General features: G+C 34.8%; 10 protein-coding genes. All 10 read left to right on the plus strand.

The genetic code is table 11. The features are described from left to right. Nucleotides 1-32: 32 nt before the first annotated feature. The 10 genes from ACF3OB_RS10050 (at nucleotide 33) to cmk (ending at nucleotide 14,611) form a co-directional block, all read left to right on the plus strand. Entirely contained in the window at nucleotides 33-722 is a 690-nt protein-coding gene (locus tag ACF3OB_RS10050) for a GLPGLI family protein (RefSeq protein ID WP_392447610.1), read from the plus strand. Between the two features lie 14 nt (nucleotides 723-736). Further along, nucleotides 737-3,394, plus strand: coding sequence for a carboxypeptidase-like regulatory domain-containing protein (locus ACF3OB_RS10055; RefSeq protein WP_392447612.1), 2,658 nt, complete (start codon nucleotides 737-739; stop codon nucleotides 3,392-3,394). 366 nt (nucleotides 3,395-3,760) lie between these two features. Beyond that, entirely contained in the window at nucleotides 3,761-6,133 is a 2,373-nt protein-coding gene (locus tag ACF3OB_RS10060; RefSeq protein WP_392447614.1) for a TonB-dependent receptor, read from the plus strand. Nucleotide 6,134: 1 nt separating this feature from the next. Continuing rightward, the gene (locus ACF3OB_RS10065) at nucleotides 6,135-7,037 is read left to right on the plus strand and encodes a DUF4249 family protein (RefSeq protein ID WP_042342941.1); all 903 of its coding nucleotides are present in this window, start codon (nucleotides 6,135-6,137) and stop codon (nucleotides 7,035-7,037) included. A gap of 123 nt (nucleotides 7,038-7,160) precedes the next feature. Further along, on the plus strand, nucleotides 7,161-8,150 hold the full coding sequence (locus ACF3OB_RS10070; protein ID WP_042342947.1) for a glycosyltransferase family 2 protein: 990 nt from the start codon (nucleotides 7,161-7,163) through the stop codon (nucleotides 8,148-8,150). A 38-nt stretch (nucleotides 8,151-8,188) separates the two neighbouring features. Next, nucleotides 8,189-9,055 (plus strand): OmpA family protein, encoded by an 867-nt coding sequence (locus ACF3OB_RS10075; RefSeq protein ID WP_042008015.1) that lies wholly within the window; start codon nucleotides 8,189-8,191, stop codon nucleotides 9,053-9,055. A 264-nt stretch (nucleotides 9,056-9,319) separates the two neighbouring features. After that, nucleotides 9,320-10,261, plus strand: coding sequence for an energy transducer TonB (locus tag ACF3OB_RS10080; protein ID WP_392447616.1), 942 nt, complete (start codon nucleotides 9,320-9,322; stop codon nucleotides 10,259-10,261). A 6-nt stretch (nucleotides 10,262-10,267) separates the two neighbouring features. Beyond that, complete coding sequence (locus ACF3OB_RS10085) at nucleotides 10,268-11,311, plus strand: glutaminyl-peptide cyclotransferase (RefSeq protein ID WP_392447617.1); 1,044 nt, start codon at nucleotides 10,268-10,270, stop codon at nucleotides 11,309-11,311. A 245-nt stretch (nucleotides 11,312-11,556) separates the two neighbouring features. After that, nucleotides 11,557-13,644, plus strand: coding sequence for a carboxy terminal-processing peptidase (locus ACF3OB_RS10090; RefSeq protein ID WP_392447619.1), 2,088 nt, complete (start codon nucleotides 11,557-11,559; stop codon nucleotides 13,642-13,644). Nucleotides 13,645-13,870: 226 nt separating this feature from the next. Next, nucleotides 13,871-14,611 carry a (d)CMP kinase gene (gene cmk / locus ACF3OB_RS10095; protein WP_095894424.1) on the plus strand — a complete coding sequence of 247 codons (741 nt, stop codon included), beginning with the start codon at nucleotides 13,871-13,873 and terminating at the stop codon, nucleotides 14,609-14,611. Nucleotides 14,612-14,732: the final 121 nt, after the last annotated feature.

Consider the following 14,732-nt stretch of genomic DNA (forward strand, 5'->3'; position numbering starts at 1 on the left):
AAAAAGAAAGGAATCGCAAAAAAAAATAAATTATGAACCGAAATCTATTATCTCTGTTGTTTTTTATCATAAGTCTTTCCGCTTTTTCTCAGAATTACCAAGTGATTTATAAAACGGAAGTCAATATCGATAATCTCAAAAACATCAAAGACCCTATAATCAAAAATAATGTTGAGAGCAAATTAAAAGCAAAACGAAGCCACAGATTTCAGCTATTAGTTGCAGGGGACAAAGCGGTGTATTCATTTTATGAGCAAATGCTCCCTGAAGGAATACAACTTCCTAAGGTCGAAAGATTCTATTACAAAGGAAATCAGGTTGTTGCAGAAAGAGAAGGCGTATTTGTGAAATATGATTTGAATCATCATCAATGGACAATTACCGATGATTCGGTTACTATAAATGGTTATGTGTGTTATCGTGCTTTTACCAAACGGCCTCACCTGATAGAAGCCTTGGGAGATGAGGAACAGGAAATGGAAGCGTGGTTTTGTCCTGATTTTCCTGTCAAATACGGCCCTGAAGATTTTTTTGGACTTCCTGGGTTGGTACTTGTTGCGAGAACGAAGGGAGCGACAAGCAGTTTGGTAGTCGAGAAAATCATACCCCTAAAATCTGCTCCCCAATTGAAATTCCCAAAAATAGATAAAACGTTTACTCCTGAAGAATATAAAGTCTTTGTAAATAAAGAAGTTAATGAGTTTCTTGAAAAATTGAAATAAACTTCCCTTTTTGAATGCGTTTATTTTTCTTTCTGCTTATATTGTGTTATTTTTCAGGTTATTCCCAAGAAAGCGTGTTTGAAGGAACGGTCAGAGATAGCCTTGCTCCGTTGGAAAATGCAAACTTGTTGGCACGTCCTGCCCAAAAAGGAGGTCGAATATTGTTTGCTACGACCGACAAACAGGGGAGGTACAAATTCAACTTGCTTCGTGATGTCGAATATGTGATTTCAGTGTCCTATTTGGGATATACTCCTCAAAATATTACGATTACGGCAACGAGCGAACGTTCAGAACATCATTTTGTACTCAAAAGTACAGGAATTGAACTTACCGAAGTAGTCATTTCTGCTGAGAGGCTTCCTATCACTGTTAAAAAAGATACGACCGTTTATAAAGTTGATGCTTTTGTGTTGGGTAACGAACGCAAAATGAAGGAAGTACTGGAAAAACTCCCAGGTGTGGAGGTGGACGATGATGGCATAATCAAGGTACAGGGCAAACAAGTAACTCAAATGTTAGTAGAGGGACGTTCCTTTTTCGGAGGGAGTTCAAAATTGGCTGTTGAAAACATTCCTGCCGATGCGTTGGACAAAATTGAAGTAATTGACAATTTTAACGAGGTCAGTTTTTTGAAAAATGTATCAAGTTCTAATGAGTTGGCAATGAATGTTTTACTGAAAGAAGACAAAAAGAAATTCGTTTTTGGTGACCTCGAAGCTGGGGCGGGAAATGATAGTCACCACTTAGCACATACCGCCTTGTTCTATTACCATCCCGAATTGAATTTGAACCTTATAGGCGATGTTAACGATTTTGGAAAATCGGCGTTTTCTTTCCAAGATTTGATGCGTTTTCAAGGAGGACGCAGTCGGTTCACCAAGCAACGAGGTTTGTCAGTGAATCTTTCTACGTACAGCCAAAATAACCAAAATATGTACCGCCACAATGCACGTTTTTTAGCGTTTAATTACGGGTATATGCCTACCTCCAAACTCTATCTGTCGGGGTTTAGTATTTTTTCAAAATTGCTAACTAACTATAAAAAAGATACTTCCATTGAATATCTTACCAATCAGAAACCTCTTTTGGAATGGCAGCAGCTTACTAACGAGCAACAGAATCTGTTGGGAATGGGGAACATCAAGGTGGATTATTCTCCTTCGTCTGATGAAAAATGGTTTTATAATGCTCAGTTTGATGCTAATAATAATCACATTTCTAATGATTTAGTTTCCAAATCGCCTCTCAGAATTCAGAAGATACATTCATTGACCGATGCGGATAACATTTCATTTAAGCAATATGTGGAATGGCATAAGGTTTATAACCCTAAGGAAACGACTACCTTTGTCATAAATCATAGTTATGATAAGATAACTATTGATAATCAATGGTTTGTGAATAAGTTGGCTTCCTTGCCGTCTTTATTGCCATTGCTAACCGACACGGAATATCATTTGTTACAAACCCAACAGACCAAAAAGTACCAAATAGATGCTATTTTTAAGCACTATTGGACGATTAATGATTTGAATCATTTATATACCAATATAGGTAGTAATTTGGAAATGAGTTCATTAGATGTTCGTGAAGGACAATTACTGACCAATGGAAATTTCAATGATTTTGCTTCGGAAGGTTTTGGAAATATGCATAACTATACTTTGGCAGATGCTTTTTTAGGGTTGGAATATCGGTTTAAAATTCGTAAATTAGTTTCAAAATTTTCTGCTTTTTTACGGTATTATAGGCTTAAAAACAATCAATCAGTCAATAAAAGAACGTCTGATTTGTTGGCTTTTGAACCTGCTTTTGAAACTACCTATGAGTTTAGTAATTCAGAAGAAATTAAATTTCATTATGCCAAACGAAATATATTTCCTAAAGAAGAAATGCTATTAGAAAAATTTTCGTTACTGTCCTATAATGCCATTACGAAAGGAAATCCAATGTTGGATAATGAATTATTTCATTCATTTTCATTGAATTATAGGCGAAACAGTTTTTTCAAACGAATCACATTATCAGCTCATTTGTCATTTAATAGAAAAACGAAAACCATAGGTAGTGAGTATATTTTTGAAGATATTAACCGTTTTTCGACTTGGTTTTTGACTCATAAACCTGAAACTTCGTGGAATTTCATGACGACCTTTGAAAGGAAAATTTTGGGTATGCGATGGGGATTGATGTATTCAGGTTTATGGAGCGATTATACACAAAAAATGAATCGTATTATCACAGAAAATCATCGAATGAATCATAGTGTAAAGGCTTATACAAGAGTTACTTACAAGAAAGCAAATTTAGATGTTTCTTATACAAAAAGTTGGAATGAACATCGGGGAATTTCTTTGTCAAAACTCACGTCTGATTATTGGCTCGCTACGGCAGATTATCGTTTTACAAACGATTTTTCGACAAAATTGCAATATGCTTATTTTAAGAATGAGCAACTTAATTTAAATCAATCAGCTGATTTTCAGTATTTAAATATCTCGTTGGATTATCAGAAATCCAAAAGTTCGTGGGGGTTTCATTTGGCGGGGAATAATATTTTGGGAACAGAGACCAAGGTAAATAGCAGTATGTCAAATTATTATGTGGTGATACAAACTACCCACGTGATGCCTCGAACACTTGTTTTTTCAATCCGATATAAGCTATAAATGATTTACAGAGAGATGGTTATATTGTTCTAAAAATTCGTAAAAGAATACAGTTTTTAGAAAACCACATGGAAACACAGATATACGATGTCTTTATGTGATTTTGGGTCGTGTTATAAAAAGTATGATGTAGTTCTGATTGTCAGGCTGAGCTTAGTCGAAGTCCTGTAATTACGAGGCTTCGACTAAGCTCAGCCTGACAAAAAAACTTCTTTTTTAAGGCATCATACTTTTTACATTACCTTCTGATTTTAATTGTCACAGCTCCAAAAATAGTATTTTATGCGTTTAGTTTGAAATTTTTGTAAAACAAAATTGAGAGTTTGATAAAAAACGTATCTTTGCCGAAAATATTCATATTTTGGTATGACGAGGAAATTTTTATTATTATTTTTGGGGATATTCCTAAGTGTTTCGGTGTATGCTCAAAAAAAATATACTTTCAGTGGACATTTTGTTGATGCCTCAAATGGAGAGTTGTTGTTGGGAGTTAATTGTATTATCAAAGAATTAGGTACGGGAACAACTTCCAACGAGTATGGTTTTTTTTCCATTACACTTCCCGAAGGAAAATATACCATATCTATTGAGTCTATGGGATTTATGACCATTACGGAGGAATTGGTATTGGATAAAAATATCCGTAAAGATTACAAATTATCTGCCGAAGCAATTGAATTGGATGGAGTAGAGGTGTTTGCCAACACTTCCTCAAAGGTGGATATCCGAAAACCTGAGATGAGTACAGTTTCCATCCCTATTTCGACTATTAAAAAGCTACCCGTACTCATCGGTGAAGTAGATATTATAAAAACTTTGTTACAGATGCCTGGAGTGAGTAACGCAGGAGAAGTGTCATCAGGCTTCAATGTGCGGGGTGGTGGAGCTGACCAAAATTTAGTACTTTTGGATGAGGCTACCATTTTTAATTCATCACATTTGTTTGGTTTTTTAAGTGTGTTCAATGCCGATGCAGTTCGTGATATGAAACTTTACAAAGGAGGAATTCCAGCGCGTTATGGAGGTAGAACTTCTTCGGTTTTAGATATTTACCAAAAAGATGGAAATCGGAATGATTTCGGAATGACAGGTGGTCTGGGGATTTTGTCCTCAAGGTTGTTAGCTGAAGGCCCTATCGTTAAGGAAAAGAGTTCTTTTCTCATAGGCGGACGCGCTTCGTATGCTCATTTGTTTTTGAAGTTTACAGATAATAAAAATTCGGCTTATTTCTACGATCTAAACACAAAATTATCCTATAAACTGAATGATAACAATACACTCTATTTATCCGGTTATTTCGGTCGTGATTTTTTTGATTTGAGCGATAATTTGAGAAATGTCTATGGTAATGCTTTGTTTAATTTACGCTGGAATCATTTGTTCAACGACAAGCTTTTTTCTAATTTATCGTTGATTTTTAGTGATTATTATTACGGTTTTATGTTTAATTACATTGGATTTCAGTGGGATTCAGGTATCAAAAACTTCAATTTGAAATATGATTTTAAAAATTATATATCTGAAAAATTCAAACTTTCCTATGGAGTTCAAGGTTTGTACTACGTTTTTATACAAGGAAAATTATCCCCAAGTTCTCCCGACTCGAATATCAAAGAGCAATATCTACCTAATAAATATGCCTTTGAAAATGGGTTCTACATTGATGCAGAACATAGTATAACCTCTTCGTTGAATTTGTCTTACGGACTTCGATTAAATTCCTTCTACCATTTGGGAAGTCGAGAAATAAACCGTTATGCTAACGATCAACCAGTTACGTTCAATCCTAATCGAGGTGTATATCAAAAAGGAGTTCCTATCGGTACTGATTATTACCCTAATAATAAGATAATAGATTTGTTCAGTCACCTTGAGCCACGTTTGACCTTATCGTATGCTCTGAATGATAATCGTTCGTTTAAAGCAAGTTATGGTAGAAATGCTCAATATTTGCATCTCATTTCAAACACTTCATCACCAAGCCCATTAGATGTTTGGACGCCAAGTGACCAATATTTAAAGCCACAAGTTAGCGATCAGTATGCTGTCGGATTTGCTACTAACTTTGCTGAAGACAGGTATAGTTTTGAGGCTGAAACCTATTACAAAACTACCCGAAATAGGTTGGATTATATTGATGGAGCTGATTTGATTGCGAATAAAGCCATAGAACAAGTGGTGTTGAACGGGCATAGTCGTGCTTATGGTTTGGAGTTGTTGTTGCGTAAAAATACGGGAAAATTAACAGGATGGATAGCCTACACCTTGTCTAAATCCGAGCAACAAACCCCAGGTCGCACACCTCAAGAAACAGGAATTAACAACGGAGAATGGTATAGTACACCGTATGACAAACCTCATGATTTGTCCATTACGGCAACCTATGCTTTGAGTCCTAAATGGACTTTTGGGGCTATTTTTAATTTACAAACGGGACTTCCAGCCAATTTTCCTGTGGGAACGTACCAATATCTAAATATGATTGTTCCAAATTACAGCAAACGCAATGAATATCGCTTGCCAACGTACCACCGATTAGATATTTCAGCAACTTACACGCCTCAAAAACAACATAAGCGCTGGAAAAGCGAATGGAATTTTGGAATTTATAACCTTTATAACCGAAAAAACGCTGTTTCTATTTCCTTTCGTGAAAATTCAGATACTCACTTGAATGAAGCTGTCAAGTTGTCGATTTTTGGGATTATTCCAAGTGTAACCTATAACTTTACTTTTTAAAATGAGAAAAATTTATACCATAATATGTATGCTTTCGTTCGCACTGAGTTCGTGTGAAGAAGTCATTACTTTAGACATAGATAATGAAAAACCTCAATTGGTGGTAGATGCCTATATTGATTGGAAGAAAGGAGATACTCAAGCCATTCCCGTAGTGCATTTGAGTTACACAACCGATTATTACAGCAATCTTCCTTCGCCAAAAGCCACTGGAGCAGCTGTTAAAATTACTACTTACCATAGTGAAGAATATATTTTGCAAGAGATTAGTCATCAGCAATTTGCAAATATTTTTCCACCGACAGAATACCCAACAGTATCCAACCATCTAGGAGGAACTATTTACGCCTTTCCTGACGGAATTACTCCTGTTTTGGGGCGGGATTATATCTTGCATATTGAGTATGAAGGGGAAAAATACGTAGCTAAAGCTCGTATGAAGGAAACAGCTATTGTTGATCCCTCACGAACACAACAAAATGACAACGGAGGAATTTTTGGAAATAAAACCGAAGCTCGATTCTTCTTTAATGGATTTGCTAATGAAGAAAATGCTTATTTGGTGCGAATGAAACACAAACAGAAAGAAGATAGATATACTTTGGATGATAAATTCATCGCTGATCAAAAGTTCTTTTTCACAACCAATGGTTTCCAAGAGGAGTTGAAAAAAGGTGATCAAATTTATGTCTCTTTATATCGTATATCATATGAATATAAACAAATCATAGACTTTTTGGCGGACGTAGCCATTAACGACCAAGGTAGGGGAGCAGGACCTCCATCCAATAACATTCCTGCTCGTATTTTAGGAAATGTAACACATGAAACCAATCCAAAGAAAAATCCGTTAGGAGCTTTTCGTGTAGGGCAGTATTCTGAATTTCAATATATTGTTAAGTAGAAGTGCAATGTTTTGATTATTGTTCTGAGATTAAAAACATAAGTTTAATTTCATATTGGTTTTCTTGATATTTTCGAACTTTCGCCTTTATTTAAGTTCTGCTAAGTCGCACAAACATAAAAAATGAAAATAGCTGTTGTAGTTCTAAATTGGAATGGAAAGCATCTTTTGGAAAAGTTTTTACCTTCATTGGTAAAATATTCGCCTCAAGCATCTCTTTATTTGGTTGACAATGCCTCGACAGATACCTCTGTGGAATACGTTAAAAATACGTTTTCGGATGTTCATATTGTTAGTTTACCTACTAACGAGGGCTATGCTCGAGGGTACAATCAAGGGTTACAGCAGATTGAAGCAGATGTATATTGTTTATTAAATTCAGATATTGAAGTAACTGAAAATTGGTTGATTCCGATTGAAAAATTGTTCAAAAACCCTGAAATAGGGGTTGTACAGCCCAAAATATTAGATTATAAGGATAAAAACCACTTTGAATACGCTGGAGCTGCGGGTGGTTTTATTGATAAATATGGTTTTCCTTTTTGTAGGGGACGTATTTTTGATGTTGTAGAGCAAGATTTAGGACAGTACGATACTGAAATGGATGTGTTTTGGGCATCGGGAGCCTGTTTTTTTATTCGTTCAGATGTTTTTAAACAGATGAATGGATTCGATGAGGATTTCTTTGCTCATCAAGAAGAAATAGACCTTTGTTGGCGGATACATAGATTTGGAAAACGGGTTGTTTATACCCCACAGAGTAAGGTTTTTCACGTAGGAGCAGCCACCCTGCCCACCGATAATCCTAAAAAGACCTATTTGAATTTCAGGAATGGATTGTTCATGCTACTTAAAAATTTGCCACAGAAGAGAAAATATCGAATTTTATTTTTACGAATGTTGTTGGATGGAATTGCAGGAGGACGTTTTCTTTTCCAAGGAAAAATAAGCTTTACATGGGCAATTTTCAAGGCTCATATGAGTTTTTACAGATATTTTTTTAAATTTAAAAACAAAAGAAAAGGAACTGATTTTCTGTTATATTATGAAGTAGAATCTATTGTTTGGGAATATTTTATTAAAAATAAAAGAACTTTTAACAAATTAAAATAGTATTTTTGCCTTTATATAAACCTTTAAAATTAAATATAATGAGAAAGATTTTTGTAGCTATTTCATTAGTGAGTTTGGTAACAGTTTCGTGCGTATCGAACAAGAAATATGCAGAGCTAGAACAAAAGTACAAACAAACAGATGAATTACTAAACACGGCAACTGTCAAATTGAATGCTTGTTTGAAAGATTATGAAAAATTGCAGTATCAAGTGTCAAGCCTAAAAAATGAAAATGATTTGTTGCGTGAAAACAATCAGCAATTGATTAATAATATGGGTAATTTGACAACCTTAACCCAAAAAGGAGCTGAAAATCTTGAAAAATCATTGGAAAGTCTTCGTGAGAAAGATTTGACAATCAGAAACTTAAGAGATGCAGTAACTCGTCGTGATTCTATCAACTTAGCCTTAGTGCAAAGTTTAAAGGGAGCCATTGGTAACTTAGACGACCAAGATATTGAAGTGAAAGTTGAAAAAGGAGTTGTTTTTGTAAATATTTCTGATAAGTTGCTGTTCAGCAGCGGAAGCTATGCAGTTACTAACCGTGCTAAAGAGGTGTTAGGTAAAGTGGCTTTGGTTGTGAAAAATAAGCCTGATTTTGAGTTTATGGTTGAAGGACATACTGACAATGTACCGTATAAAGCTAATACAGTTATTAAAGATAATTGGGATTTGAGCGTACTTCGTGCAACTGCAATCGTTCGTATATTACAAAAAGATTTTGGTGTAAGTCCAGAGCGTATGACGGCAGCAGGACGTAGCGAATACATACCAGTTACAACTAATGACACCAAAGAAGGAAAAGCTCAAAACCGTAGAACACGCATCGTAGTACTTCCTAAACTTGATCAATTCTATAATATGATAGAAGAAGGAATGAAAGATCCGGCTATTAATAAATAATTAAATAGTTTAAAGAAGCTGTCCAAAAAGTAATTTGTTGTTTTGTTATTTTAGTTTGTTGAGCTCTTGTTCAATTGTAGACATAAATCTTGCAAGTACAGATTTTCTAATTTCAACACGAGAATATTGCTCAACAGAATCTAAATCAATTGCAAGAGAAGAAAAAAAATACTTTTATGACAGCTTCTTTTTTATTGAAAGTTATTCCAATTTAATTATATTCAGTATCTTTGTCATTGGATTTGTTTAAGAATCCGATAGATAATGAAGAAAAAAAAGAGAAAATATAATAAAAAACCATCGGTTCAACCTCGAAAGTCTGATGTTACCACACCTCAATTACCGAAACCCAAAGAGGATGTTTCTGAGGAATCTAAACCTAAGGTAGACACTTCTCAAATTCCTATTGTAACAGATATAAACCCTAAAATACATAATTCAAGACCGCGTTCAAAGAAAAAAAGTAGAAGAGGGGATTGGCAAACTTTCTTGCGAGAGGTCAGGAGGTTTATTGACATGCTCTCGCCTATAGAAAAATCTGTAATTATTACGCTTTCTTTCATAATATGTATTTTGGTCTTAATGTTGCGTGTTCAGCTTAAAGCTAAGGAAGCTGAAATTATGTTGGAAATGAATTTTACTCCAGAAGTTGCTCAATTTGATATTCCTCCTGAAGAAAGCAAGGCTGAACAAGGCATAACGGAACAAACAAGGATTACTATAAAAACTTATAATGAAGCAGATAGAGCTTTAAAACACGCTGATGAGCCTTTCAAAACCTTAGATGAAATTTTAGCAGAACGCGAAATGAAAGAGGCTAGTGAGTCATTGCTAACGGATAAAATTTCCGATGTTGTAGTTACAACAGATGTCGGGATAGAACAAAACCAGCAAGGCGTCAAAAGAGAAGAAGTTGTCAATAAAAACACTTTAATAAAGTATGCTTTAGTCGATAGAGAAGTCAGGGGCGATTTGCCTAATCCTGTATTTACGTGTGAGGAAGAAGGCAAGGTCGTTGTTGACATAAAGGTCAATGAAGAAGGCAAAGTAGTAACAGCTTCCATAAATCGAGAGCATTCAACTACCACTAATGGTTGCTTAGTTGAGAATGCTCTGGCGTATGCTCGTCAAGCACGATTTAATGTCTATTTGGACAGAAAAATGCAAAGCGGTACAATCACCTATTTTTTTCAATCTAAACGATAAAATCTTATGATAAAAAATGTAATTGTTTTTTTTACAATAGTTTGTGCGTTTTTCTCATGCAATGGTTTGGGATCACAAAAAACACGCAATTACAATCTCAAAGTTCAACCACAAAAAAAGGAATATCATCTAAACGATACCGTTCAACTCTCTGTTTCTGATAATGATTTTGGAGAAGCGGTGGCTTCGGTAAGTTATAAAATCAATGGAGAGGAGCTTACGTCCATGGAGGGATCTTATCTTTTAAAAAATATAAAATTAGGTAAGCAAATTATTGAAATTGAGGTGGTAACAGAGAGTGGGAAAGAATATACGTTCCAAAAAGAATTGACAATTTTGGCAGATAAAGCCCCCAAACTCTACACTTACAGAATTATAAATCAATACGATCATGATAAAACTGCTTATACCCAAGGGCTTGAATTTGTGGGAGATACTCTTATAGAAAGTACGGGGCAATATGGAAAATCAACTCTACGAAAGTGGAATGTTTTTACAGGACAAGAGTATAAAAAAATCAATTTAGCGTCTCAGTACTTTGGGGAAGGAGTTACTGTTTTTGATAATAAAATTTTGCAACTGACATGGCAAGAAAACTTAGGTATTGTCTATGATTTGGATTTGAATCAGCAGCAAACATTTGCCTACGGGAAAAGTAAAGAGGGTTGGGGTTTGTGCTACGATGGAAAAAAAATCTATAAAAGTGATGGTACGGAGAAAATATGGATATTAAATCCGAATACGTATCAAGAGGAAGATTTTATACAAATTTCTACTGATAAATCCTTATTTTCAAATGCAAACGAGTTGGAATGGGTGAACGGGAAAATTTACGCCAATACCTACCAGAAAGATGGAATAATGATTATCAATCCCCAGAATGGGGCTATTGAAGGTATTGTGGATATGCGTGGGTTGAAAGAAAAAGTGGAACAAATACCTGAATTAGATGTGTTAAATGGGATTGCTTATCACCATAATAGAAAAACGTTTTTTATAACAGGAAAAAATTGGAATAAAATTTTCGAAGTAGTTTTTGAAGAAAAGTAGGGACTTAGTTTTCTACGTTTTTTCTCTATCATCACATACACGACCTGATTTTTAAAATCGTGAATAAATTCAACTTGAGGTTTAATTGGTTGGTATGTAGATAGTTAATAGGATAAAACTGATAAACCTTTTTGATAATACGTCATAAATCATTTTTTTTATGTAAGTTTGCCAAGTTACAAGTATATTTTGGCACTTATTTTGCCCTTTCACAGAGAATTAATTAATATAGAAAACCTGTAGTAATGAAAAAAATTTCAGCATCTTTACTTTTATTTTTCATATCCTTTGCATCCTGTAGTTTTGCAAAAAAGTTTGAAAATCCTGACAAAGACAAACTATTGTTGGAGATTGTACAGTACGTGCTTAGTAATGGACATTTCAGTCCTATGCAAATCAACGACGAGTTTTCTAAAAAAATGTACAAAAGCTATATCGAGCAATTGGATAGCCAAAAACGTTATTTTCTACAATCGGATATCAACGAGTTTAAAAAATACGAAACTCGTTTGGATGATGATTTGAAACGAGGCGATATTTCATTTTTTAATCTCACATACAGCCGTTTGATGCAACGAATGAAAGAATCGCAAGAAATTGCAAAGCAGATATTTAAAAAACCGATTGATTTTAATTCTAAAAAAACAATAAGCACTGATTTTGAAGAAATTCAATATGTTAAAACAAAAACCGAAATGCAAAATCGATGGAATCAGATCATCACTTTTTCGGCTATTTCCAATTATTTAACCAAAGAAAAGGAAGAAAATACAAAGTTGGAGAAAGATAGCACCTACAAAGTGAAGTCTGCTGAGGAATTAAAAAAAGAATCGGTGGAGAATGCTGAAAAAACACTCACAGAAATTTTTTCGATTTATGACGATATGCTCGAAGAAGAATGGTTTTCCATATATGTGAATGCTTTTGCTGAGACCTTTGATCCACACACCAACTATATGGCTCCCGACATCAAAAAAAGTTTTGATCAAGGAATGTCAGGAAAATTTGAAGGTATTGGAGCTCAATTACAGAAAAAAATTGACGGTATTCGAGTTACAACAATCATTCTAGGAGGGCCTGTTTGGAAAGCTAAAGCATTGGAAGTGGGAGATTTAATTCTCAAAGTAGCTCAGGGCAAAGAAGAACCTGTTGATGTTGTTGGAATGCGTTTGGATGAGGCTATTAAACTCATAAAAGGGCCAAAAGGGACTGAGGTGCGTTTGACTGTTAAACGTGTGGATGGAACTATCGAAACGGTGGGTGTGATTCGGGACATTGTTGAAATGGAAGAAACCTATGCAAAATCAGTGATAGTGGATCATAACGGCAAAAAATATGGAATTATAGACTTACCCAAGTTTTATATGGATGTGGAGAACTACAATTCCAAAAATGCCGCAACCGATATGGCAATTGAGGTTGAGAAGTTAAAAAAGCAAGGTGTTGCTGGAATCATTGTTGATTTGCGAAACAACGGTGGTGGCTCGTTACGTTCAGTGGTCGATATCGCAGGGTTGTTTATCAAATCAGGGCCTGTGGTGCAGGTCAAATCTTCCCAAGGGCGTGTTGATAATCTCGCTGACACCGATTCACGTACGCAATGGGATGGTCCCTTGGTAATTATGACTAATGAATTGTCAGCTTCAGCATCCGAAATTTTAGCGGCTGCAATGCAAGATTATAAACGTGCTATTGTTATGGGGGGTAAACAAACTTTTGGGAAAGGAACGGTACAAACTTTTGCTGATTTGAATCAGTATGTTCGACAAAATTCATTCGGCGATTTGGGAGCTTTGAAGATTACGATTCAAAAATTCTATCGTATTAACGGGGGGTCAACTCAGCTCGAAGGAGTGAAAAGCGATATTGTTATGCCCGATAAATACAAGTATATTGATGTGGGAGAACGCGATATGTCTAATGCTATGGTTTGGGATAAAATTAAAAGTCAGCAGTACGTACCTCTGAAAAACGATGAGTTGTTTGCACGTGTAATAGCTAATAGCCAAAAGAGAATACAAGAAAATCCAAATTTCAAATTGATAGACGAAAATGCGAAATGGATTAAGCAACAACAAGATGAGAATATATTTCCATTAAACTATGAGGCGTACAAAAAACTCATGGAAAAAAATGAAGAAGAATCAAAGCGTTTCAAAGCTATTTCCGAATATAAATCAAACTTAAAGTTCTCTTCTTTGCCAAGTGATGAAGCTAAAATTGGTAAAAACGAAGATTTAAAGTTTCGTAGAGACCGTTGGCATGAAAACTTACAAAAAGACATTTATTTGGAAGAAGCCGTGAATGTTTTGGAAGATTTGGCTCAAAAATAACAAATGAAATATTGAGATTTAGAGTTTCTGAATCTCAATGTTTTTTTTAATCGATGTTTTCAGTTCCAATCTACGAAGTACTTTTATCAGACGACTAAGTGAATCTACACAAAAAGCGTTCTTTTGTACTCAAATTGAAATTAAGATTGTTGAGGTAAACATAGCGTTTAATATAAAAGATATTGAAACTAAAATTGTATATTTGCCGACAATAAAAGAAAGGGAAATGCAGAAAATAATTATCGCTATAGACGGATATTCATCCACGGGGAAAAGTAGTACGGCTAAGGTTGTTGCCAAGAAATTAGGGTATGTTTATGTGGATACTGGAGCAATGTACCGAGCTGTAACTTATTTGGCAATGCAAAAAGGATTTGTTGAAAAAAAAACAGTAGAAAACACTGATAAACAGCAAGATGAACAGACAGTTTATCTTAAAGAGCAAGAATTACTGACGGCTTTAAAAAATTCAGATATTAAGTTTAAATATAATCCCGAGTTACAGTTTTCTGAAATCTACTTGAATGATGTTAATATAGAGAAAGAAATCCGATCAATTGAAGTGGCTAATTTGGTGAGTGAAGTAGCGAAAGTAGCGAGTGTACGTGCTTATTTAGTTGATTTACAAAGGAAATTTTCAGAAGAGAAAGGCATTGTAATGGACGGAAGGGACATTGGTTCAGTAGTGTTCCCCAATGCAGAGCTGAAGATTTTCATGACAGCTTCCGAACAAATTCGAGCTGAGCGTCGCTACAAAGAATTGCTAGAAAAAGGCGAAGAAGTATCGTTTGAAGAAGTTTTAAAAAACGTTCAATATCGAGATTTTTTAGATACCACACGCAAGGAGTCTCCTTTGTTGAAAGCTAAAGATGCTGTTGAAATCGATAATTCCAATTTGACGTTTGACCAGCAAGTACAGAAAATACTCGACTTAGCAAACCAGCGAATTTCAGACGAAACAGTTTAATTCCTTTAACCAAAAAAATCAAAAGTTTCGTTTTGGAGCATATTCGAATTATTTAAATTAATTATCACTGAATTAATTATTAAATTCGTATTTATTCAAAAAATATAGCAATTTAAAGCTA

Origin of the sequence: Capnocytophaga canis, assembly GCF_043187445.1 — a bacterium.
Taxonomy (GTDB): Bacteria; Bacteroidota; Bacteroidia; order Flavobacteriales; family Flavobacteriaceae; genus Capnocytophaga; species Capnocytophaga canis.